The following is a 24,253-nucleotide window of genomic DNA, read 5'->3' as shown; positions in this document are numbered from 1 at the left end:
AATAATCAGGTTGATTTGTTCATGTGTTGATCCTAAATAGATCGGGAACAAGGGGTGAACAAAGGCAATGATTGCCGCACAGCCTTGAGTGTGAAATAAGGACGCTGAACATGGCAACGGCAAATCTTTTAGATATGACAGACAAGCGTAACACCGACCGGCAGAAGGCGCTTGATTCAGCGCTCGCCCAAATCGAACGTCAGTTTGGTAAAGGGTCCATCATGAAATTGGGCTCTGACAGCCCCATTGCTGAGATTGAATCGATTTCAACCGGCTCCTTGGGGTTGGACATCGCCCTTGGTATCGGTGGTCTCCCTCGCGGGCGGATTATTGAGGTTTATGGTCCTGAAAGTTCGGGTAAGACCACTTTGACTTTGCATGTTGTTGCCGAAGAGCAGAAAAACGGTGGGGTTTGCGCTTTTGTCGACGCTGAACATGCTCTTGACCCTCAATATGCGAAAAAACTTGGGGTAAATCTTGATGAACTGCTGATCAGTCAGCCTGACACCGGTGAGCAAGCGCTGGAAATTACAGATACACTTGTAAGATCAGGAGCAGTCAGTCTTGTCGTGGTCGATTCGGTTGCCGCATTGATTCCAAAGTCTGAACTTGAAGGCGACATGGGAGATGCCAGTGTCGGCGTACAGGCCCGGCTGATGAGCCAGGCGATGCGCAAATTGACCGGTTCGATTTCACGTTCGAAATGTATGGTGATTTTCATCAATCAGTTGCGTATGAAAATCGGCGTAATGTTCGGAAGCCCGGAAACGACAACTGGCGGCAACGCTTTGAAGTTTTACTCATCCGTCCGGTTGGATATTCGTCGGATTGGGGCGGTTAAGGATCGCGATGAAATCGTGGGCAATCAAACTAAGGTCAAGATTGTAAAAAACAAGGTAGCACCACCCTTTAAGGTTGTGGAATTTGATATCATGTACGGTGAGGGGATTTCAAAACGCGGTGAGTTGCTTGACCTCGGCGTCATTGCCGGCGTGGTGAATAAGGCGGGTTCGTGGTTTTCATACGGTGATGAACGAATCGGCCAAGGGCGCGAAAATGCCAAGCAATTTCTCAAGGACAATCCTGCTATGGCACTTGAGATTGAAGACAAAATCCGCGCATCGCATGGACTGGATTTCCATGGGGACATCTCCAGCGAGGATCCAGTGCTTGATGAGTGAGTATAGCATCTCGTGATAAAACCGCCCAGTTGATTGGAGCTGTATTTCGATACGTGCCGCCTGTTTGGAATGGGCGGCACGTTTCCGTTACTTACGGACCAAGTTAGGATCTGTTAACGTTCACCGCATCTGAATGGTTATTGCCGCAATTAAGATGAAGGCTTTGAAACTCTGATCTGTGTTGCAGGAGCGCATGGCTATCTCTATGTTTCCCTTCAACCTGCCGAAGTAATCCGGCAGCTCGCGCCACTGAGCCCTGGTGCGAACGATCCAAAGGACCGCCTCAATGAATACCCGGAGGGGCACCACCAGTTTGCCCCGGATCGGTGGGTTTCCCCAGGCAATACGGTTCGAAAATTGCCCACCGCGTGTTGGTCAGAACTCTTCGGGTCAAGGTTTGGAACCTTGCATCAGAAGCCAAGCGATGTGTGAACCCCCAAACGCCAAACGCCAAACGGTTTAGGTCCGGCCGTCGCGGCGCATCTTGATCCGGTCTTGCATCCGGAATTTGGACATGAAAAATGGCATGAACCATGGTTTGCCACCATAAAGCGGGATCGCGCGAGGGGGGCGGAAATCGAATGCCGATGGTGCCTCATCCGCCTGTCCAAGAATTTTCTGCGCGGCTTTGCGCCCCATCCAAGGGGCCCAAACCACGCCAGACCCGCAAAATCCGGTGGCGTAAACCATGCCGTTGCGCGAAAAAATACGCGGAATCATATCGCGGTGCATGGCGACATTGCCGAACCAGGTATGGGTCAGTCCGGTTTGTTCCAATTCCGGGAACAGCGCATTCAGGTTTTCGCGCAGATAGGCCACCGGTTTGGTGTAATCGTCATGATAGGTGCCATCCCGCCCACCAAAAAGTATGCGTTTTCCGTCTGGCGAAGGGCGGAAATAGAAACCCAGAATGCGTGTGTCGCTGGTCATCATTTGGCGCGGCATCAGTGTATTCATAAGATTGGAAGAGATTTCTTCGGTGGCGATGATGCGACTGCGAACAGGCACAAGTCGGCGGCGCAACCAAGGATCTGATCTGTCGGTATAGCCATTTGTGCTGATTATAACCTGGCGTGCGCTCAGCGTTCCGCGCGTGGTCTTGACCTTGAAACCTGTCGGGTCCTGGTCAATGGTTTCGACGCCGGTTTCCGAATGGATGACAACGCCCGCCGCCTGGGCAACGCGCAGCAGTTCGGCAAAGAAACGAGCGGGCTGCAAGCCGCCCACATCCATCCGCACCGATCCGCCGCGAAAGAAATCTGTACCGACATATTGACGCTGTTCGCTCTGCGGCACGGCATACGCCTCAATACCCAAGGTACGGTGCAATTTTTCCGCTTCACGTGCCAGACTGTCATAATCTTGCGCATTGACGGCACCGCTGAACCGGCCGGTTTGCTGGAACTCACAATCCATGCCTTCCTCTGCCAACATTCGGTAAAGATGTTCGCGGGCGGCTTTGCTTTCGGCCTCAATGGCTATTGCGCGTTTTTCGCCGAACCGACGCGCCAATTCTTGATACCCCAGCCGGATGTTTCCACTGGTGATGCCGCCATTGCGGGTCGAAGCACCTTCGCCGGGGTGCTGGCGATCAAAAACCGCGACCGACCGTCCGGCCCGCACCAAAGTAAGCGCTGCGGTCAATCCGGTGTATCCGGCGCCAACGATGGCAACATCCACTGTCTTTTCCAGTGGCGTCTGGTCAAGCGGTCGGATCGGCGCGGTCTCCCACCAGTACGGTGACGTTTTCAGGGTGGCGCGTGGGTCAGACATGGGAGAACCTTTATGATCGGGCAGGGCGCGTGTGCCCCGTGCAGCAAATACTATAGATGGCGGTCAAATTGCACCGCGCCTATAACCCACAAAATTGTGGCGGTGCGGTCGCTGTCGTTGCGGATGCTATGTTCAAGAGAACTGTCGAAAACAAAGCTGTCGCCCTGCTGCAGCAATGCTTCTTGTTGATCGACGGCCAGAATGAACTCACCCTCAAGAACCAATCCGCCCTTTTCGGCGGGGTAGCTTAACGCGGTATCGCCCGACGTACCCCCAGGCGAAAGGGTGAGGATCATGATCTGCAGGTTGTGATTGCCGCCAGATGTCAGCAATTCCTTTTGCAATGAACCAAGGTCGATGTGCGGACGACGTTTTGAGCGCCGCACAAAAGACGGATCGCCTCCATCGCTTTTTTCATCTCCAAACATCGCCTGCATAGGGATGTTCAAGGCCCGTCTGATCGCGGTCAGCACCCGCATCGACGGATTGGCCATGTCGCGTTCGATCTGGCTGATCATACCGACTGAGACGCCCGATTTCTTCGCAAGCTCCTGAAGTGACATTGATTGATCATGCCGGAGCTGCCTGAGCGCCGCGCCGATTTCACGCGGGGATTCAGAGCGCGTGTCAACAGTATCTTGGTGTTTCATCACAACGTCCGGCGATTGATTGCGGGGCATGGCAGATCGAATGGCAACCGGTTGATGGCCGACCTGCTGAATTTCAATATTGAACCTTTTCAATCTCAGATCAAGCAATCTTCACTATTGACCTCTTATTTGTTGCGTGGCTTAGTCGGAATTTCATTATACGAGTGAAATTGGTTCAATAATGAAATGCTGCGCATAAGAGCGAGGTTCAGGTGACCCCGGAAATCAATGATCAGGATGACGGTGTAGCACTGTCAGTTCGCAACCTGACGGTAGATCTGCCGCCAGGAATGGAGCGCCGTCATGCCGTGACCAACGTGTCTTTTGATTTGCCGCGGGGTCAAATCCTGTGCGTTATTGGCGAATCGGGATCGGGAAAATCGGTCACGGCAAATGCCATGATGGGGCTGCTGCCCCCAGTGATGCGGGTTTCGAGCGGTCGAATCCTGTTTCAGGGTGAGGATCTGTTGAAATTGGACGAGCCAGCGCTGCGCAATCTGCGTGGGCGGGTCGTTTCCATGATTTTTCAGGATCCTCTATCGGCACTTAATCCGCTGATGACAGTCGGCGATCAGGTGATCGAAGTGATGGCGGTGCATGATGAAGGGACCCCTGAGTCCAGGCGCGCCCGTGCGCTTGACCTGTTGACCGAGGTTGGGTTGCCCGATCCGGAATTGATGATGGGTCAGTACCCGTTCCGCCTGTCAGGTGGGCAACGCCAGCGGGTGATGATTGCGATGGCGCTGGCGCTTGAACCGACAATTCTGATTGCAGATGAGCCGACAACCGCACTGGATGTGACGACACAGGCGCAGATCCTGAACCTGATCCGTGATATTCAGCGTCGTAAGGGGATGAGTGTTCTTTTCATCACTCATGATTTTGGAGTTGTGGCCGAAATTGCCGATCGCGTGATCGTCATGGAAAAGGGGCAGGTCGTTGAGGGGGCAAGTGCAGATCAGGTATTCAAGGCGCCTCAGCATCATTACACCAAACGCTTGATTGCGGCTGTTCCGGGCCTGAAAGAGGCGGGGCATGTGCCGGTTGCCGTTGAAAATTACCCGGCGGTATTGACGGTGCAAAACCTGAATAAAACCTATCGCAGTGGCGGTGGATGGTTTTCGAAAGAACGGGTCGTCCCGGCGGTGCGCGATGCCAATTTTGTCTTGCGCCGTGGGCGCACACTGGGCGTGGTGGGTGAAAGTGGGTCAGGCAAAACATCCCTTGGCCGCCTTTTGATCAAACTGTTGGCAAGCGACAGTGGGCAGATGATTTACGGGGATCAAGACATTGCGCCAATGACAGAGCGTGATTTTCGCCCGTTGCGCCCGAAGATTCAGATGATTTTTCAAGATCCGTTCGCCTCGCTCAATCCGCGATCAACCATTGGCCATATCCTTACCGTTGGTCCGATCGCCCAAGGTATGGGCCGCCAGGTCGCGCGTGAAAAGGCATATGACCTGCTGGAACTTGTCGGTTTGGACCGGGGGGCGTACGGGCGCTTTCCACATGAGTTTTCCGGCGGGCAGCGGCAGCGTGTGGGCATCGCTCGGGCGCTGATGTTCGATCCGGATTTATTGATCGCGGACGAGGCGGTTTCGGCGCTTGATGTGTCTATCCAGGCGCAAATACTTGAACTATTGGCCCAGATTCAGCGTGATACGCAGGTGGCCATGTTCTTTATTACCCATGATCTTCGCGTTGCCAGTCAAATTTGCGATGAGATCGCCGTGATGCAGAACGGGCGGATCGTGGAATTCGGCCCGCCGACACAGATTTTTCACGCACCGCAAAATGATTATACCAAACAGCTTGTCGCGGCCATTCCCGGTGAAAACCGCAGCGCGCAAACCGCGTAACCTTGATAAAACAGGAGGATCAACATGACTTTTTCCCATCCCACACGGCGCAAAACTCTGCAGATGCTTGGCCTGGCTGGTGCGGCCGGCGCTTTGGCACCCAATCTTTTGGTCAGTGCGGCCCACGCCGCCCCGCCAGAAACACCCACGGGGCAAATCGTGGTTGGTTTTTCTCAGGAGCCCACCGTTTTCAACCCGTTGATGCCACGAATCGAAGTGGACGATGGCGTTCAGTTTTCACTGTTCGATCCGCTGTTCCGGGTCGATACCCAAGGCGTGATCCAACCCGCACTTGCCGCAGAAGTGCCAACCGTGGCCAATGGCGGCCTGTCCGAGGACGGCTTGGAGTGGCGGGTCAAACTGCGCGATGATGTAACATGGCACGATGGCACGCCGTTCACTGCTGAAGATGTGAAATTCACGCTTGAACTGGTTGTCGATCCAAATTTCCGCAGCTGGCGCACCTTGGGGCATAATCTGGTGCGCGACATTACCGTCGTTTCCCCCACAGAAATCACTTGGCGGATGGAAGAAACCTTTTCGCCCTACATGTCGATCCTGGCCGAAACATTCATGGTTCCCAAACACATACTTGAACCTGAAGCAGACAGAAACACCGCCCCGTTCAACAACGCCCCCATCGGCACTGGAGCGTTCAAATGGGGCAACCGCATTGCTGGCGATCATCTGGAATTGGTGGCCAACACCGAATATTACGGCGAAGGCCCCTATATCGAGCGGTTGATTTACAAATATATCCCCGACCTGACCGTGCTTTATACACAGTTCAAAAGCGGTGATATTGATATCGCCGGGGTGCAGTATATTTCACAAGACAACTACGCCGAGGCCAGCAAGCTGCCCGGTAAGGTTGTGAATGTCGTGCCCACAGCGACGATTGAATCGATCTATCTGAATATGGGGCGGCCACAGTTTCAAGATCCGGCCGTGCGCGAGGCGCTGTATGCCGCGTTGGACAAACAAACCATCATCGATGCCCTATATTATGGCCTGCCCACGCCCAGCGAAACCTATCTTCCCAAGCAGTCGTATTATTATAACGGCGATCTGCCCCCCCATGAGTTCAACATCGACCGTGCGAACAAACTGTTGGACGATGCCGGTTGGGCGCGCGGATCGGACGGGGTGCGCGAAAAGGATGGCGTGCGCTTGGCCTTTACCAACTCAACCACGGCGGGCAACCACCTGCGCGAACAGACCCAACAGTTCGTCCAGCAAACGTTCAAGGATATCGGCGTTGAAATGACCATTTCGAACCTGCCACCGGCGGTGATGTGGGGCGAATACTGGACCATGTCACAGTTTGATACGGTGCTTGTCGGGATCACATTCATGTCGGGTGCCGACCCGGATGTCAGCGCGCGCTTTCACTCTGATTCCATCGGGGCGCAGGGCGGCAAGGGGGCCAACAACGGCCAATATGTGAACGAAGAGGTTGATGCATTGCTGGCCGAGGGCGCGCAAACCTTCGACCCGGAAACGCGCAAACCGATCTATGACAAGATCCAAAGCATCATCCGCGACGATCTGCCGATGTTGCCAATGTTCCAATATGCAACGGTGCGCGGCCACAAAGAGGGGATCATGGGTATTGAGCCCAACATCAACACCCGGATCGATACATGGCACGCTGCGGCCTATTACTGGGATAAATAAAGCCCGATTTGATGCCCTGCTGCCTGTGTAGCAGGGCATCTGAACACCTGTTTGCCGGGGCCCGTGTCACCGTGAACCACACCTGAACCTTAGTCCGCCTTTGCGGCCGGATCATTGACGTTACGAAACACGTCATCAGAATTTTTTGACCACAGGAATACCAATGGCCCGTTACATTCTGAACCGTCTTGGACAAAGCATCATATTGCTGGTGATCGTGTCGATCATAGGGTTCAGCGTGCTGCACCTGACACCGGGCGGCCCGCTGTCGCAATACGCGCTAACGCCCGGCATGACCCAAGAGGCGATGGATCGGATCTCGGAACAGATGGGCCTGAACCGCCCGTTGCCGGTGCAATATCTGGATTGGGCATGGCGGCTGTTGCAGGGCGATTGGGGCACCTCTTACCGGGATAATCAGCCCGTGCTTGACGTCATCGGTCGGCATTTGTTCGCGACCTTCCTTTTGATGGGCAGTTCCACGGTTATTTCCATCGCGATCGGTACGTGGATCGGGATACGTGGTGCGACCCATCGGTATTCCGTGTTTGATTATACAGCGACAGTGGGCGCGATGATCGCCCTATCCATTCCGACATTCTGGTTCGGTCTGGTGGCGATTTATCTGTTTTCGCTAAAGCTGGGCTGGTTTCCGGCGGGCAATATGTACACCATCGGCGATCAGTCGGTTTTGAACTATCTTCATCACCTGATCATGCCCAGCGTTGTTTTGGCACTGGTCAATATTGCGGTCTGGAGCAGATATATGCGCACCGCCACCCTTGACGTGATCAATCAGGATTTTGTCAAAACCGCCCGCGCCAAAGGGGCGAGTGAGCGCCGCGTGTTGATGAAACATATCGTTGGCAACGCGCTTTTGCCGATGATCACACTGGCGGGAATGCAGCTTCCCAATCTGCTGAGCGGGGCGTTGGTGACCGAAACCGTGTTCACCTGGCCGGGAATGGGGCGCCTGTTCCTCGATTCTCTGGGATACAGCGATTATCCGGTGGTCATGGGCCTGCTGATGTTTTCGGCTATTTTGGTGCTGATTGGCAATTTGATCGCCGATCTGGTTGCAGCGGCAATCGATCCGCGGATCAGACTTGCATGAGCCGGTATAGGAAGGACACACAATGAATACTGCAATCAATCCTGCAGCCAGCTCACATTGGTGGAATAGCCGTGCGATGCAGCGGTTCTTGCGTCACCGCCTTGCCCTGTTCGGGCTGGCAATGTTGGTTCTTTTAACGCTGGCGTGTGTATTTGGGCCTTATTTCCTGGCGTATGATGAACTTTTCATCGACCTGCGCGCCCGGTTTTCCCCGCCTTTGACCGGCGATCACTATCTGGGCACCGACCCGTTGGGCCGCGATATAGCGGCGCGATTATTGATGGCGGGGCGAATATCGCTTTTGGTCGGTTTTTTCGCGATGTTGCTCTCAACGCTGATCGGGACGGTAATCGGTATCGTTGCGGGGTATTACGGCGGGCGGGTCAATGCGGTTTTGATGCGGTTTGTCGATGCCTTCCTCGCTTTTCCCTCGATTTTTCTATTGCTGGCGCTGGCCGCCTTCATCAGCCCCAGTCCGGTGATGATTACAGTGATCATTGCGCTGACCAGTTGGATGGAAATCGCGCGCATCGTCGAGGCCGAAGTCAAATCCCTGCGCGAGCGGGATTTTGTTCAGGCCGGGCGGATGTTGGGGCTCAGCGATACCCATATCATGTTTCGTGAACTGTTGCCGAATGCCGCCGGTCCGATCATCGTTGCCGCCACCCTGACTGTCGCGCGCGCAATCCTTCTTGAAGCTTACATCAGCTTTCTGGGTTATGGAATCCAACCGCCGCTACCCAGTTGGGGCAATATGTTGAACGGTGCGCAGCAATACCTTTCAAGTGCGCCTTGGCTGGCGATCATACCGGGCATCACGATCACCATTGCGGTGACCAGTTTCAACTTTATCGGTGATGGCCTGCGCGACGCGCTTGACGTGCGTACCGAGCCGGGTTGAAAATGCTGCCGGCGCGCTCTTTGGCCGCGCCCCAAGTGTCCTGAAATTGCGGGCGCGTTGGGGCGCGACCCTGTGTAAATCGTGGCAATTACTCAGCGCCAGAATTCTGGATTCTGCCTAAAAACAGCGGTTGATATCTCATAACACGCCATTCTGGAAACGATTCAAACCGGCGCAGACTTTTAACAGACCTTGCCGGATGAACATATGTCTGACCAACGTCAGATCAGCATCGCTGTCCTTGATCGTCAAAGAAGACCTGATCCTCGACCGCCCAATCCAAATGTACGGGATCGCCTTCGGCGGGCATAGGCGCTGTTGCATCCTGGCGCACTGTGGCGGGTGGGCCCTTGGGCAGTTCGATATGCACCAGTGTTTCGGCACCCAATGCTTCGGTATAAACCACTTTGCCAGTAAGGCGGGCAGGTGATGTGACAACGCGCAGGTTTTCGGGCCGAATGCCAAGGGTCGCGGCCTTAACCGGTGGATTTTCCGACAGATCAGCGGCAAGGAAATTCATTGGCGGCGATCCGATGAACCCGGCCACGAATTCGGTCTGCGGATTGGCATAAACCTCAAGAGGTGCGCCAATCTGATCGGCGCGCCCGGCGTTCATCACGATCATGCGGTCGGCCAGGGTCATCGCTTCGACCTGATCATGGGTGACGTAAAGCGATGTCACCCCCAACCGCCGCTGCAGCTGTTTGATTTCCAATCGCATCTGCACCCGCAGTTTGGCATCAAGGTTCGACAGAGGTTCGTCAAACAGGAACACCGCAGGCTTTCGTACGATGGCGCGCCCCATCGCCACACGCTGTCGCTGCCCACCCGAAAGTTCGCGTGGGCGACGCGCGAGATATGGTTCAAGCTGCAACAGTTTGGCGGCTTCGTTCACGCGCTGTGCGATTTCGGCCTTTGGTTTGCCTGCGATTTTAAGGCCGTAAGCCATGTTATCAAACACCGACATATGCGGATACAGCGCGTAATTCTGAAACACCATGGCGATGTCGCGCTCCATCGGTTCGCGGTCGTTGACACGGACGCCATCGATTTCCACATCGCCGCTGGTGATGGTTTCCAACCCCGCGACCATGCGCAGCAATGTTGATTTGCCACAGCCGGATGGCCCAACGATCACGATGAATTCGCCATCCTTGATGTCGACGTCGATGCCGTGAATCACCTGGGTCTTGCCAAAGGATTTCTTGATATTCTTGAGGTTGACGGTCGCCATTTACTATTTCTCGCTGTCTACAAGGCCGCGGATGAACAGCTTTTGCATGCTGATCACGACGATCACGGGGGGGATCATCGCCAGGATCGACGTTGCCATGATCACCGGCCAATCCGCGGTATCGTCGCCCGAGGGGAACATTTGTTTGATGCCCATGACGATGGTATTCATCGACGGGTCAGTGGTGATAAGCAGCGGCCACAAATACTGATTCCAGCCATAGATGAACAGGATCACGAACAGTGCCGCAATGTTTGTGCGGCTCATCGGCAGCAGGATATCCCAGAAAAACCGCATTGGCCCGGCGCCATCGACGCGCGCCGCCTCGGCCAGTTCATCGGGGACGGTCATGAAAAACTGCCGAAAAAGGAACGTGGCGGTTGCCGATGCGATCAGCGGAAAGATCAGGCCAGAGTAACTGTTGAGCAAGCCAAAATTCGCCGCCACCTGATAGGTCGGCACGATCCGCACCTCAACAGGCAGCATCAGTGTCAGGAAGATCAGCCAGAAAAACAGCCGCCGCCCCGGAAATTTGAAATACACGATCGCAAAGGCCGACAGCAACGAGATGATGATTTTGCCCACTGCAATACCCATCGCCATGATCATCGAGTTCATCATCATCATCGCCACAGGTGCGTTTACACCCGACACCAGCGCCTTGCGATAGTTCGAAAAGAACTGATCGCCCGGCAGCAGGGGCATGGGCGGTTTCACAATTTCGGGCTGCGTCACGGTTGAGGCAACAAAGGCCAGCCAGATCGGGAAAAAGATGAACAACAGGCCGATGATCAGCCCGAGATGGGTCATCCAATGACCCAGCCCGCGTTTTTCAACCATACCAGAAGACTCGGACATCAGTAATGCACCCGTCGTTCGATGAATTTGAACTGTACAATTGTCAGGACACCGACAATCGCCAGCAGAATAACCGATTGCGCCGCGGACGATCCAAGATCCTGACTGACAAATCCGTCTGAAAACACCTTGTAGACAAGGATGGTTGTTGCCTGTTGCGGCCCACCGCTGGTGATGGTGTGGATCACCCCAAAGGTTTCAAAGAACGCATAGACGATGTTGACCACCAACAAAAAGAACGTGGTTGGCGACAGCAGCGGCCAGACGATGGTGCGAAACCGGGTCCAGAAGCGCGCACCGTCAATGGCGGCCGCTTCGATCACACTGCGCGGAATCGCCTGCAGCCCGGCAAGGAAAAACAGAAAGTTATAGCTGATCCGCCCCCAGGCCGACGCGACAACGATAAGGCCCATCGCCTCATCCCCGTTCAACACGTGGTTCCAGTCATAGCCAAGCTGGCCCAGATACCAGGACACAACCCCGACACGGGTGTTGAACATGAACAGCCACAGCACCCCCGCAACGGCCGGCGCCACCGCATAGGGCCAGATCAGCAGCGTGCGATAAACGCCCGATCCCTTGATCAGCCGGTCCGCAAGCACCGCGAGATACAGCGCGACCCCCATGGAAACCACCGTCACCAGTATCGAAAACACGGCAGTGGTGACAAAGGATGCCCGGTAATAAGAGTTTGAGAACAGGTATTCGAAATTTCCAAGCCCGACGAATTTCATCGACAATCCGAACGGGTCGGGAATGAACAATGATTGCCAGACCGCCTGCCCGGCGGGGTAAAAGAAAAAGACAGCGGTCACCACCAACTGCGGAAATACCAGCAGCAGGGGCAACCAGAGGCCTTTGAAGGTGACGCGCTTTTCCATAAATCAGACCGCGCCCCGATCACGAAACCGGGGCGCGGATTTTTCCTTTAACGGTTGGCTTGTTCAAAACGGCGCAGCAATTCGTCGCCCCGCTTCTTGGCCGAATCCAGCGCGGTTTGCGCGTCTTTGTCGCCGGTCCAGACTGCCTCAAGCTCTTCGTCGATGATGCCGCGAATCTGGTCGTAAGACCCAAGGCGGATGCCTTTGGAATTTTCGGTCGGGGCGTTGGCGGTCATTTGTTTCACGGCAATGTCGGTGCCGGGATTTTCAGCATAGAACCCTTGCTCTTCGGTCAGGTCTGCGGCGGCCTGGGTGCTGGGCAGATAGCCTGTATCCTGGTGCCACTTCGCCTGAATCTCGGGCGAGCTGAGGAAGTTGAGGAATTCTGCAACGCCTTTATACTCTTCATCCGACTGACCGGCCATGACCCACAGGGATGCGCCACCGATGATGGTGTTTTGCGGCGCGCCTTCGACATCCGACCAATAGGGCAGGGGGCGCACGTCAAAATCGAACTCGGCCTCTGCCTTGATCCCGGCATAGCCTGCCGAGCTTTCGGTAAACAGCGCGCATTCGCCGCTGCGGAAGTTGGCGCCACCCTCGTTGCGCCGACCGGTATAGATGAATTTGCCGTCTTTGGCCCAATCGCCCATGGTCTGGATATGCTTGACCTGAATTGGGCCATTCATCGCCAGTTCGGTATCAAATCCGCCAAAACCGTTGGCCTGGGTGGAAAACGGAGTGTTGTGATAGGCCGACAGGTTTTCCAGATGCACCCAGCTTTGCCATGCAGTGACCAGCGGGCAGGAATGACCGGCCTCTTTCAACTGGCCCAGCACATCACCGACCTGTTCCCATGTCGACAGATCAACATCGGCATCGATTCCCGCTTCGCTCAGGGCGTCGCGGTTGACCCAAAGAACCGGCGTGGATGCGTTATAGGGCAACGACAGCATTTCACCTTCGCTGGTGGTGTAATAGCCGTTGATCGAGCTGATATAGTCATCCGGGTTAAAGTCGGCGCCGGCGTCTGCCATCACCTCATAAACCGGTTTGATCGCGCCCTTGGCGCCCATCATCGTGGCGGTTCCCACTTCGAATACCATCAGGATGTCGGGCTGTTCACCGGCGCGAAACGCGGCAATCCCGGCGTTCAGTGTTTCGGAATAGTTGCCCTTGTGCGATGCGGTCACCTTATAGTCGGACTGCGACGCGTTGAAGGTTTCAACCTGTTCCGCCACCAGTTCACCAAGGCGGCCGGTAAAGGCGTGCCAGAAGTCAACTTCGGTCTGGGCCAGTGCGGGTGCGGCCGTCATCATGACTGCGGCGGTGCCCATTAAAACATTTCTGATCGTCATCTTTCATCTCCCCTGGTTCGAATTTCACAGCAGACTATGAGTGATTCCATACGCTTGCAACCCTTCTTTGGTCCGGCGTAAAACCCCATAAGGCATGGTTGAGATGCCATCGCGAAAGGCCGGTGCGCGGCCCAAAACCACTTTCACGTTACCGTACGGGGCGAATTGGGCTATAGCGATAGGCGACATTATAACCGGATCAAACCATGGCGCAGAACATACGCGAGACTCTTGCTTCGGTAAGATCCCTGTTGGGCGGGACAGTGGCATTCATGGCGGGCAACAGCCTGCTTGGGGTGGTGTTGCCGCTGCGCATGGAGGCGGCGGATTATCCCGTGTCACTGATCGGTGTGATCATGGCGGCCTATTACATGGGTCTTGCCTTTGGCGGGTTCAAAGCCAAACTTGTCATCCTGCGCATCGGCCACATCCGGGCATTTTCGGCCTTTGCGGCCCTGACCGCCGCGACCTGCCTGGCCTATGATGTTTTCTTCAGCCCGGCGGCCTGGGTGGTTTTGCGGGTGATCAATGGATTTTGCATCGCCGGAATGACAACATCCATCGAAAGCTGGCTGAACGAACGCAGCAGCAATGAAAGCCGCGGTCGCGTTCTTGGGTTTTACATGCTGGCCTTTTACCTGGCCACTGCCTTTGGCCAGACCTTGGTAAATGTCGCCCCCGTGGGCGGAAGTGATCATCTGATGCTGGCGTCGGCGCTGATCGGGCTGTCGCTTATTCCTATTGCGATGACACGGCTGGGCGAACCCAACCTTGAGGATATCCGCGTTCTGGGCATACGCGAGATTTACAAGGCATCCCCGGCCGGCGTGATTGGCGCGGGTGTTGCGGGCATGCTGGTTGGGTCGTTTTACGCCTTGGCCATCGTTTATGCCCGCCAGATCGGGATGAGCGTAAGCGAGGCGGCGATGTTCATGAGCATTGTCGTGTTGGGTGGTCTTGGATTTCAGGTGCCCGTTGGCATTCTGGCCGACAGGTTTGACAGGCGCATTGTCATGTCCGGCATTCTGATCGCGGTTGGGGCATCCTGGGGGCTTTTGTCAGTGTCGATTGCAAACGGGATTGCGTTGGCGGCGCTGATGGTCATGGCTCTGGCATTCGGCGGCGCGATCAGCAGCGTTTATCCACTCTGCGTTGCACAAACCTTTGACCGGTTGGAGCGGCGATATTATGTTGCCGCGTCCGGGCGGTTGTTGATGGTGTATTCCATCGGTGCCACCATTGGCCCGCTTCTGGCTTCGGGGTTGATGTCGGTCTATGGGCCGTCGTCGTTTTTTCTGTTCGAATCGGCCATCGCCATCAGCTATGCCATCTTTGTTCTGTTCCGCGTCTGGGCGTCGTCCCCCCATCTGCCCGTGGGCGAGCGCGAAAAATTCATCCCGCTTCCCGATATTTCGCCTGTCGCGCTGGCGCTTGATCCGCGCACAGAGCCCGAAACTTCCGCATCAGACAAAGCGACCGATGCACCCACAGCATAAGCGGGCCTGCCCGGCATTTTGATTTCCGGCCATTTGGTTTGCGCTCATTCATTTTATCCTGTGGTCTGTCAAACCACCGGCGATCAGGATATAAGGCGGCGATCCTTTAGGGGTGGCCAACAAAGGCTGAAAAAGCGGGGCGTATGATTTTACAGCTGTCGCTTTATCATCTTTGATGGCGCGCTTAATGTGACGCAACAATTCTGTGTATATGAGAGGGATGATCATGTCTGATGATGTCTTAAACAAGGGCAAGTGTCCGGTGACCCACCTGACAACCGCCTTCGGTGCGCCGGTCGTCGATAACCAAAACTCGATGACTGCCGGCAAACGTGGGCCAGTCCTGGTTCAGGATCTCTGGCTGAACGAAAAGCTGGCAAATTTCGTGCGCGAAGTCATCCCAGAGCGCCGGATGCACGCCAAGGGGTCGGGCGCATTCGGCACGTTCACCGTGACCAATGACATCACCCGCTATACCCGCGCCAAGATTTTCAGCGAAGTGGGCAAAAAGACCGAAATGTTCGCCCGTTTCAGCACCGTCGCAGGTGAGCGCGGCGCAGCAGATGCCGAGCGCGACATTCGCGGTTTTGCCCTGAAATTCTATACCGAAGAGGGCAACTGGGACATGGTGGGCAACAACACGCCCGTGTTCTTCATGCGCGACGCCAAGAAATTTCCCGACCTCAACAAGGCGGTCAAACGCGATCCGCGCACCAACATGCGCTCGCCCACGAACAACTGGGATTTCTGGACGCTGCTGCCCGAAGCGCTGCATCAGGTTACGGTGCTTATGTCGGATCGCGGCATTCCCAAAAGCTATCGTCACATGCATGGTTTCAGCAGCCACACCTATAGTTTCTGGAACGAAGCGGGCGAACGGTACTGGGTAAAGTTCCATTTCAAAACCCAGCAGGGCATCGAAAACCTGACCGATGCCGAGGCCGCCGCGATTGTTGCCGATGACCGCGAAAGCCACCAGCGCGATCTTTACGGCGCGATCGAGCGGGGCGATTTCCCCCGCTGGAAGATGTTCGTTCAGATCATGCCCGAAGCCGATGCCGAAACCTATGGCGTGCATCCGTTCGATCTGACCAAAGTGTGGTACAAAGGCGATTATCCATTGATCGAGGTTGGCGAATTCGAATTGAACCGCAACCCTGAAAACTATCACATGGATGTGGAACAGGCCGCGTTTTCCCCCGCTAACCTTGCCCCCGGGATCAGCGTTTCGCCCGACAAGATGCTGCAAACCCGGCTGATCAACTATCCCGATTCACAGCGCTATCGTTTGGGCGTGAATTACCAGCAGGTGCCGGTGAATGCCGCCAGATGCCCGGTGATGAGCAACCATCGCGATGGCATTGGCCGGATGGATGGCAACTATGGCGGTTTGCCCCATTACCAGCCAAACAGTTTTGGCCAGTGGGTCGATCAGCCCGAATATGCCGAGCCGCCGCTCAAGATTAACGGCGACGCGGCCATGTTCGATTTCCGCGAGGACGACGATGATTATTACACCCAGCCGCGCAAGCTGTTCCAGCTGATGTCGGACGCGCAACAGCAGGTTTTGTTCGAAAATACCGCGCGAAACATGGGCGACGCCCCTGATTTCATCAAACAGCGCCACATCGACAACTGCACCCGCTGTGACCGCGCTTACGGCGAAGGGGTGGCCCGGGCCATGGGCATGTCGGCAAAATCGCCACAAGAGCTGTCACCACAGCCCGAACTGGCCGAGTAATCGCGCCAATAACCTGATGCCCCCCGACCCAACCGTGACATCACGGCGTCGGGGGGCAGCACCGATCACAACCTTACCGATTTCGCCGCTTTGTTCGGCTTTAGCGGATCAGACGTTATACTCTGCGTCTGAATTTGATATCAACCGGCCAACCGGTATCATGCCCAACGTTTGACTATGTCGATGGCACCGTGCCAGTCTCGGCGCGCACTTTTTCAAGGTCGGTGTAAAGCGTTGCCCTGGATACCCCAAGATGATCTGCGACAAGTTTGACGGAATTGCGAATGGCGAAAACCTGATGATTGTTCAGGGATCTCACAACCTCACGGCGACTTCTTGCATCAAGGTTGGTCAAGGCGCGCCCGAGCCTGCGGGTTTCCTGCTCCATCACCGAATGAACAAGCTCGGGCAGGGTGTCGGGAAAGGTGTAAGGGCTGGTGTCTTTTTCGCTTCCTGCAATGCTTTCAAGAAGATGCAAGGTGTGGCGCAGGTTCGTCACGTCAATGTTGATACAAAACGATCCAACGATCCTGTCATCATCATCGCACAGCGCCACGACGGTTGATTTGATCGTGCGTCCGTCATCGGTGGTCAAAAGCCGCTCGGTCAGCGCCTTTGTGCGGCCCCCATCGGCCATGATTTCCAAAGACAGCGGGGTGATCGGCGCGCCGATCTTGCGACCTGTCAGGTTGCCCTCATAGGCGATGACAGATCGGTTCAGATCGCGAAAGTCATGAACGACGATTTCGCAAATATTACCGATTGAGGGCTGGATCGCCTTGGCGATCTGCACCGCTGCATCAAGTACGGTTTCCTTTGGGTGCTTCATGCCGGTCCTTGCCTGATCCTGATCGCCCGACCAACGATCCGACAGGGCCGACGCGGGTTTGTTCCTTGGCGCAACATGGCGCGAACCATGTGACCTTGTAAAGTTTAAGCCGTTTCAGCGCGATAACCACTGTTTTGCCCCCGCTGCTGGCTGCGAACAGAAGATCGCACAAAAAATATCTGGACAAAATGAAAAATTACTAGACACTTTGATAAACGCGATCCACCATTCTTACATCACCCGCCGCCTGCAAGGTTACAAAATTCAGAAAAATAAACCGGGGCGGCCCCTGCGACAAACTCTATCGAGCAACAAAAAAGGTGTTTCAAATCTATCAGTTCTTTTCCGGTGTTCGTCGCCATAAACGAGGGTTTCTTTGCCGACGAAGGTCTTGATGTGACCGTGCAAACGGTCGATGGCTCGGGGGCCGCGGTACAGGTTCTGGCCGCCAATCAGGCCCAGTTTGCGCGCCCCGGACCGGCGGTCGTGCTGAATGCGCGGGCGCGGGGTGCGGATGTGGTGTTCATCTACAACTTTGCGGCGCGGTCAAACTTTGGCGTTGTCGTGCCTGAAGACAGCGAAATTCAGACACCTGCCGATCTTGCCGGTCAGGTGATTGGCGTGGCCACGGCTGATGGCTCCGAAGTCGGATTTGTGCGCAACGTGATGCAGGGTTCGGGCCTGACCGAAGGCACCGATTTCACATTCCTGTCGGTGGGCGATGGCGGCCCCGCCTCGGCGGCGTTCAGCCGGGGTGACATTGCGGCCTATACCGCCTCACTGGTGGATGCGGCGATTCTGAACCTGCGCGGCGTGAACGTGCGTGATATCACCCCGCCCGAGTATCAGAAATTCTTTGGCAACGGTCTGGCGACAACGGGTGATTTGATCCGCGACAATCCCGAACTGGTGGAAAAGTTCATTCGCGGCTGGGCGCGCGGTCACGCTTTTGCCAATGACGAGGCAAATCGCGAAGCTGTGCTGTCGCATATGGCCGAAGCAAACCGTCAGGAAAGCGAAGATCCGGCCTTTGCCAACGCGCTTTGGGATACGTTGCGCGAAAACTCCATGCCCATGGAAGGCTCGAAAGGTCTGGGGTGGATGCCACCGGAAACCTGGGAAGCCTGGCAGGATGTGTTGGTTGAAACCGGCGCTCTTGAGGCACCGCTTGATGATCTGACGGCGGCCTATACCAATGAATTCGTCATGATCGCAAACGAGGCGCTTCAGTAATGGGCGCTGCTGCAGCCGCAATGGATCAGACCGAACAGGCCGCCGATGCGGTCTATCGTCTGACGAATGTTTCAAAAACCTATGGCCGAAACGGTGTCGTCGCGGTCAAGGATGTTTCGATATCTTTGCCGAGGGGCAGCTTTTCCTCGGTAATCGGGTCCAGCGGCTGTGGCAAATCCACTTTGCTCAAGATGATGGCGGGTTTGATCCCGCCATCAAAAGGCAGCATCATTCTTCAGGGTGAGCCGGTGTTGGGCGCGCGCCGCGATATCGGGATGATGTTTCAGCACGCCACCCTGTTTCCATGGCGCACGACAATTGAGAATATCGTCCTGCCGATTGAAATAAGCGATGGCCGAAAGGCCGCCGAGGCGGCCAAGGGGCGCGGGCTGGAACTTCTTGATCTGGTGGGATTGAACGGGTTTGCCGATGCCTATCCCAGCCAACTTTCGGGCGGTATGGCCCAGCGCGCGTCGATCTGCCGGATGCTGATCACCGAACCTGCGGTTTTGCTGTTGGATGAACCGTTCAGTGCGGTTGATGAACTGACCCGCGATTTCATGAATATGGAATTGCAACGTATCTGCACATCGCGCGGCGCGACCGCGTTTCTTGTCACCCATTCGATCCCCGAAGCGGTGATTTTATCCGATACCGTTTATGTGATGGCCCCGCGCCCCGGTCGTGTCGCCGAGGTGGTGCATATCGATCTGCCGCGCCCGCGCACTCTGGATATGATCCTGACACCGCAATTTGCCGAAATCGTGCAACGCATCCGTGCCCGGCTTGACGAGGGAGGCGAACAATGACCGACGCAACGCCCGTGATTGACGATACTCCGCCCGATACCGTTTGGGCCGAACGCGAATCCTGGATCAGCAGAGTGCCGCGCTCGGTCGGGATGACGCTGGTGCTGGTCCTTTTTGTCAGTGTTTGGTGGTTTGTCACCGCAACGGCCATGGTATCGCCGATCATCCTGCCGACGCCTTTGGAAACGGTCGAGGATCTGGTGTTTGTCACCGGCAACCTGTTGTCGGGCGATTATATGCTGCCCGCGCTTTGGACCACGTTCAAAACCATCATCTATGGCTATCTTCTGGCCATCGCCATCGGCTTTTCCCTTGGTATCATCGTGGGTGAGACGAAATTTGGCGAACGGTCGATCATGCCGTATCTGGTCGGGCTGGATACAATGCCAAAGGTTGCCTTTGCGCCGCTTTTCGTGGCCTGGCTTGGATTTGGAATCGCATCCAAGGTGGCGCTGGCGACCTTTATCGCAACCTTTCCGATTGTGGTGGGCACGGCGGCGGCGCTGCATGCCGCCGATGATAACGCGCGGATGCTGTTTCGCACCATGGGTGCCACCCGCTGGCAAACCCTGTGGAAGATGAAACTGCCCAGTGGCCTGCCGCAGATTTTCACCGGACTGAAAATCGGCGCGGCGGGGGTTATGGCCGGGGCAATCACCGGCGAATTTCTCGGCGGTGGACGGGGGTTTGGAGAGTTGATCCGCGTTGCCGCGACGCAATTGAACACGCCGCGTGTTTTCTCGCTGATCATCTACCTCAGTTTGATCGGCCTGATGCTGTACAGCTTTGTCACATGGATACAGGCGCGTTTCGTATTCTGGCACAAGGCGCGGGTGGTTGGCGGCAATGATGAATGATGCACGCCTGACCGCCCATCGCTAACCCATTCAAAGATGCGGCAGGCCCCGATTTGCGCCGCCCGCCGCATTACCGAAACAGGAAAGAGAGCAGAATGACCAACACGACAATGCCGCTTCGGTCAGCCATCAAACTGGCCGAGGGTCTGGCCCGGCAGGATTTCACCTCCGAAGACATTTTGGCCGAAGTGATGAAACGGGCCAAAAGCCCCGCTGCGGCGGCGGTGTTTACGTCGATGATGCCCGAAACCGCACTGCAGGAAGCCCGCGCCAGTGACGCGCGCCGCCGACAGGGCACCCCGCGCAGCGCGTGGGACGGGGTGCCGGTTGTGTGGAAAGATCTGCTTGATATCACCGGCACGGTGACAACCGCCGGGGCGGCGGTGCGCCGCGATGCACCGCCTGCCACGCATGACGCCAGATTGGTGGCCCAGTGCCGCGCGCTTGGGTTGGTGTCGGTGGGCAAAACCAACATGTCGGAATTTGCCTATTCCGGGCTTGGCCTCAATCCGCATTTCGGAACACCGCGCAATCCGGCGGCGGCCTTGCCCGACCGGGTGCCCGGCGGATCATCCTCGGGGTCGGCGGTTGCGGTGGCAGCGGGGATTGTGCCGTTGGCGATCGGGTCAGACACCGCCGGGTCGGTTCGGGTTCCGGCCAGTTTCTGTGGCATTTGGGGGTTCAAGGCCAGTCAGGCGCATTATTCGCTTGAGGGGTCATTCCCGCTGTCGCGCAGTCTGGATTCCCTTGGTACCTTTGCCAATGACGTTGAAGATCTGGTTCGGTTTGATGCGTTGATTTGTGGCGAGAATCCTGATGACAGTCCGGCGCGCGCCATCGCTGATCTGTCGTTTCTGATTCCCGACTCGGTGGTTTTTGACGGTGTCGCGCCCGACATTCTGGCGCGGTTTGATCAATTCGTGCGGCGGCTTCGCGATGCTGGCGCGCAGATCGAGCGGGCGGCGTTTTCGCCCTTTGCCGAGACTGCCGACCTGTTTCGCGATCACGGCACGCTGGCCGTGGCCGAGGCATATACACATCACTATGACCTGTTGCACAGCGACGGGGCCGCCCAGATGGATCAACGGGTGCGCCGGCGGATCGAAACCGCCACCGGATTTACCGCGCGCGACTATGTCACGCTGCAATGGGCGCGCGAACGGCTGATGCAGGACACCGCCAGGATTTTGGGGGATCGGCAGTTGTTGTTCCCGACCGTGGCGATCACGGCGCCGTCAATTCCGGTGCTGGAAGCGGATGATGACCTGTTTGCCGAAACCAACGCGTTGGTTTTGCGCAATACCATGTTGGGCAGTTATCTGGAAATGCCGGGTGTCAGCATTCCGGATGGGGCCGATGGCGATGGCCTGCCGATTGGCGCGCTGGTATCCGGGGTGGCGGGTTCGGATGCGGCGGTTCTGGCGTCAAGCCGGGCAATCGGCGCGCTGATGCGCACCTTCTGAATTGTTCGCCGGGGTTGGTACACAGCCACCCCCGGCCATCAACACCCGCGCAGACAGTCGGAAAAACAACGCACCCGATCCAAGATTGCGCCACGGTCCAGATTCACCCTTTCAAAAATTGTGGCGCTCTTGTATCGGTGCGCTACTTCGGTCCGGGCGGTTCGCCGTCTGGTTAAAAGGGAACGTGGTTCGGCCTGTCGGCCAAATCCATGACTGCCCCCGCAACTGTAGGCGGTGAGCGAAGCCGGAATATGCCACTGTCACGTCCGCGTGATGGGAAGGACCGGCCCAGCATTGACCCGCAAGTCAGGAGACCTGCCGAAGGTTTCACCCTGTCCGGACGCGAGGGGCGTCAGGGCTGCGGATCTTCCGCGTGTGGTGTTTTCACCGTCTGCGGGGGAATACCTGTTTCCCTCATATGACACGTCAAGGTTTGTGGGCCCGAAATGGGCCGTTTTTGAGGGTATCACATGCTTCGCGCTTCACTTCTGGCTTCTGTGGCGGCAACGCCGTTTTTCATCACTGCGGCAACGGCCCAGGATTATTTCGATATCGGCGAAATTATCGTTTCGGGCGGGTTGTCCCCAATTGAGGCCAATGCCTTTGGCCGTGCCTCAAACGTGATTACCGCGCAGGAGATCGAACGGCGTGGCCTGACCACGGTTCAGGACGCCTTGCGCGCCTTGCCCGGTGTGTCGGTCAACGGGTCGAGCAATTCGTTCACACAGGTCCGGATCCGCGGCGGTGAATCTGGCCATACCCTGATCCTGATTGACGGCGTCGAGGCGGCGGGCGGCGACGGTGAATACGTTCTCAGTGGTCTGCAAACCGCCAACATCGAACGCATCGAGGTACTGCGCGGGCCGCAATCTGTGTATTATGGTTCAAACGCATCGACCGGCGTGATCAACATCATCACCCGCAAGGGCGCGATCGGCGATACCTATACAGCCACGCTTGAGGTTGGGGCGGCCACCACGGCAACGGCGTTCGTTTCCCGGCGCACCGAACGCGGTGGTGTGGCGCTGTCGTTTTCGCATCTGGATGATCGGGGTTATGACCAATCGGGCGATGGCGGCGAAAAGGATGGGTTGGAACGCACCACGATCAACCTGTCGGGCGATTATCTGCTGACTGATGATTGGAAAGTGGGCTTTACCCTGCGCGGCTCTGACGAAGAGGCAGATACAGACCCATCGCCATTTGGCGCGACTGACGCCGACAGCTATGTGGTGGATGACCCCGACGAATTCAGCACCCGTGATGAACGCACCGCCAGCATTTACACCGAATACGAAATGATGGGCGGGCGTTTGACCCACCGTTTGTCGTTCAACAAAACCAAATACAAATCGACCTACAGCAGTGGCCTGCCCGTTACCCGCGAATCCGAAGCGGTAAAATACCGGCTGAGCTATGGGTTGGACGGGCGCACCGTGGCCGATACCGATCATTTGCTCAGCCTGCTTGTTGAAAACAAGAAAGACAGCAGCGATGACAACCCGCTTTATGCGCGGGAGGCAACATCGGTTGCATTGGAATACCGGGGCAGTTTTGCCAACGGTCTTGATGTGCAGGCCGGCGCGCGGTTTGACGACAACACCGTGTTTGAGGATGCAACGACGTGGAATGTGGGCCTGTCCTATCAGATCCCCGATACGGGTGTTCGGCTGCACGCATCTGCAGGCGTTGGGGTGGTGAACCCCTCGTATTTCGAACTTTACGCCGATGCTTATGGATACAGCGGCAACCCCAATCTGACGCCAGAACGCAACGAAAGCTTTGATATCGGGGCCGAGTTTGCCATTCTGGACGGGCGTGGCAGTTTCGATGTGACCTATTTCAACGAAACGCTGATTGATGAAATCACCGATGTCGCCACCGGGCCGGGCGCCTTCAGCTTTGTCAATCAGGCGGGCAAAAGTGATCGCCAGGGCGTCGAGGTTTCGGGCAATATTCAGGCCACGGATGCCCTGAACCTGCGGCTGGCCTATACGTATCTTGATGCAAAGAACCCCGATGGCAGCGTTGAAATTCGCCGTCCGCGCCACGAACTGGCGCTGGGGGCCACGTTGGACACATTCGGCGGGCGCGGTTCGGTTTCCGGCGATATCCGCCACGTTTCGGGCAATTACGACAGCCAGTTCTGGCAATGGCCCGCGCCCACCGTCGAATTGCCATCCTACACCACCGTCAATGTCGCCGCACAATATGAACTGAGCGATACAATCACGCTGAACGGGCGGATCACCAACCTGTTTGATGATGATGCGGTTGATGCCTGGGGGTTCGCGTCGCGCGGTCGGGCGGCCTATGTGGGCATCAGTGCAAAATTCTAG

The 24,253-nt window shown here is 56.4% G+C and carries 19 protein-coding genes and 1 riboswitch; of the genes, 12 read left to right on the top strand and 7 right to left on the bottom strand.

Annotated elements, in window-relative coordinates:
• The first annotated feature begins 110 nt into the window (after positions 1-110).
• Positions 111-1,181 carry a recombinase RecA gene (gene recA / locus C8265_RS00765; protein ID WP_108482066.1) on the top strand — a complete coding sequence of 357 codons (1,071 nt, stop codon included), beginning with the start codon at positions 111-113 and terminating at the stop codon, positions 1,179-1,181.
• Between the two features lie 459 nt (positions 1,182-1,640).
• On the opposite strand, the gene C8265_RS00755 is transcribed toward recA, so the two are convergent.
• Together C8265_RS00755 and C8265_RS00750 are read right to left on the bottom strand one after the other, a co-directional pair.
• Positions 1,641-2,954 carry an NAD(P)/FAD-dependent oxidoreductase gene (locus C8265_RS00755; protein WP_108482064.1) on the bottom strand — a complete coding sequence of 438 codons (1,314 nt, stop codon included), beginning with the start codon at positions 2,952-2,954 and terminating at the stop codon, positions 1,641-1,643.
• Between the two features lie 50 nt (positions 2,955-3,004).
• Entirely contained in the window at positions 3,005-3,712 is a 708-nt protein-coding gene (locus C8265_RS00750; protein ID WP_240610931.1) for a cupin domain-containing protein, read from the bottom strand.
• A gap of 182 nt (positions 3,713-3,894) precedes the next feature.
• Here C8265_RS00750 and C8265_RS00745 point away from each other — a divergent pair, with 182 nt between their 5' ends.
• The 4 genes from C8265_RS00745 (at position 3,895) to C8265_RS00730 (ending at position 9,155) form a co-directional block, all read left to right on the top strand.
• Positions 3,895-5,463 carry an ABC transporter ATP-binding protein gene (locus C8265_RS00745; RefSeq protein WP_108482483.1) on the top strand — a complete coding sequence of 523 codons (1,569 nt, stop codon included), beginning with the start codon at positions 3,895-3,897 and terminating at the stop codon, positions 5,461-5,463.
• Between the two features lie 24 nt (positions 5,464-5,487).
• Positions 5,488-7,140 (top strand): peptide ABC transporter substrate-binding protein, encoded by a 1,653-nt coding sequence (locus tag C8265_RS00740; RefSeq protein ID WP_108482063.1) that lies wholly within the window; start codon positions 5,488-5,490, stop codon positions 7,138-7,140.
• 163 nt (positions 7,141-7,303) lie between these two features.
• Positions 7,304-8,254 carry an ABC transporter permease gene (locus C8265_RS00735; protein ID WP_108482062.1) on the top strand — a complete coding sequence of 317 codons (951 nt, stop codon included), beginning with the start codon at positions 7,304-7,306 and terminating at the stop codon, positions 8,252-8,254.
• A gap of 22 nt (positions 8,255-8,276) precedes the next feature.
• A complete protein-coding gene (locus tag C8265_RS00730; protein WP_108482061.1) occupies positions 8,277-9,155 on the top strand; it encodes an ABC transporter permease in 879 nt (292 codons plus the stop codon).
• A 226-nt stretch (positions 9,156-9,381) separates the two neighbouring features.
• On the opposite strand, the gene ugpC is transcribed toward C8265_RS00730, so the two are convergent.
• Genes ugpC through ugpB form a run of 4 tightly spaced genes read right to left on the bottom strand, consistent with a single transcriptional unit; the run spans position 9,382 to position 13,486 of the window.
• On the bottom strand, positions 9,382-10,389 hold the full coding sequence (gene ugpC / locus C8265_RS00725) for a sn-glycerol-3-phosphate ABC transporter ATP-binding protein UgpC (RefSeq protein WP_108482060.1): 1,008 nt from the start codon (positions 10,387-10,389) through the stop codon (positions 9,382-9,384).
• A 3-nt stretch (positions 10,390-10,392) separates the two neighbouring features.
• Positions 10,393-11,229 carry a sn-glycerol-3-phosphate ABC transporter permease UgpE gene (gene ugpE, locus C8265_RS00720; protein ID WP_108482482.1) on the bottom strand — a complete coding sequence of 279 codons (837 nt, stop codon included), beginning with the start codon at positions 11,227-11,229 and terminating at the stop codon, positions 10,393-10,395.
• Between the two features lie 17 nt (positions 11,230-11,246).
• On the bottom strand, positions 11,247-12,128 hold the full coding sequence (ugpA, locus tag C8265_RS00715) for a sn-glycerol-3-phosphate ABC transporter permease UgpA (protein WP_108482059.1): 882 nt from the start codon (positions 12,126-12,128) through the stop codon (positions 11,247-11,249).
• A 47-nt stretch (positions 12,129-12,175) separates the two neighbouring features.
• A complete protein-coding gene (ugpB, locus tag C8265_RS00710; protein WP_108482058.1) occupies positions 12,176-13,486 on the bottom strand; it encodes a sn-glycerol-3-phosphate ABC transporter substrate-binding protein UgpB in 1,311 nt (436 codons plus the stop codon).
• Between the two features lie 206 nt (positions 13,487-13,692).
• On the opposite strand from ugpB, the gene C8265_RS00705 reads away from it, so the two are divergent.
• Complete coding sequence (locus C8265_RS00705) at positions 13,693-14,982, top strand: MFS transporter (protein ID WP_108482057.1); 1,290 nt, start codon at positions 13,693-13,695, stop codon at positions 14,980-14,982.
• 226 nt (positions 14,983-15,208) lie between these two features.
• On the top strand, positions 15,209-16,723 hold the full coding sequence (locus C8265_RS00700; RefSeq protein ID WP_108482481.1) for a catalase: 1,515 nt from the start codon (positions 15,209-15,211) through the stop codon (positions 16,721-16,723).
• A 175-nt stretch (positions 16,724-16,898) separates the two neighbouring features.
• On the opposite strand, the gene C8265_RS00695 is transcribed toward C8265_RS00700, so the two are convergent.
• Complete coding sequence (locus C8265_RS00695; protein ID WP_108482056.1) at positions 16,899-17,552, bottom strand: helix-turn-helix transcriptional regulator; 654 nt, start codon at positions 17,550-17,552, stop codon at positions 16,899-16,901.
• 348 nt (positions 17,553-17,900) lie between these two features.
• Between C8265_RS00695 and C8265_RS00690 the strand changes: the two genes are divergently transcribed.
• The 5 genes from C8265_RS00690 (at position 17,901) to C8265_RS00670 (ending at position 24,253) form a co-directional block, all read left to right on the top strand.
• Positions 17,901-18,785 (top strand): ABC transporter substrate-binding protein, encoded by an 885-nt coding sequence (locus tag C8265_RS00690; RefSeq protein WP_240610930.1) that lies wholly within the window; start codon positions 17,901-17,903, stop codon positions 18,783-18,785.
• The gene (locus C8265_RS00685; protein ID WP_108482054.1) at positions 18,785-19,594 is read left to right on the top strand and encodes an ABC transporter ATP-binding protein; all 810 of its coding nucleotides are present in this window, start codon (positions 18,785-18,787) and stop codon (positions 19,592-19,594) included. The genes C8265_RS00690 and C8265_RS00685 overlap by 1 nt, the downstream gene beginning before the upstream one ends.
• Positions 19,591-20,451 (top strand): ABC transporter permease, encoded by an 861-nt coding sequence (locus C8265_RS00680; RefSeq protein ID WP_108482053.1) that lies wholly within the window; start codon positions 19,591-19,593, stop codon positions 20,449-20,451. The genes C8265_RS00685 and C8265_RS00680 overlap by 4 nt, the downstream gene beginning before the upstream one ends.
• 95 nt (positions 20,452-20,546) lie before the next feature.
• Positions 20,547-21,914: an amidase family protein gene (locus C8265_RS00675; RefSeq protein ID WP_108482052.1), complete on the top strand. Its 1,368-nt coding sequence runs from the start codon at positions 20,547-20,549 to the stop codon at positions 21,912-21,914.
• A 131-nt stretch (positions 21,915-22,045) separates the two neighbouring features.
• Positions 22,046-22,251: riboswitch (cobalamin riboswitch) on the top strand.
• A gap of 133 nt (positions 22,252-22,384) precedes the next feature.
• Positions 22,385-24,253, top strand: a complete 1,869-nt coding sequence (locus C8265_RS00670; protein WP_108482051.1) for a TonB-dependent receptor plug domain-containing protein — start codon at positions 22,385-22,387, stop codon at positions 24,251-24,253.

The organism is Oceaniglobus ichthyenteri, from assembly GCF_003057885.1.
Lineage (GTDB): Bacteria > Pseudomonadota > Alphaproteobacteria > Rhodobacterales > Rhodobacteraceae > Oceaniglobus > Oceaniglobus ichthyenteri.
Note: the sequence above shows the minus strand (reverse complement) of the source record. Positions and strands in the feature narration are given on the sequence as shown.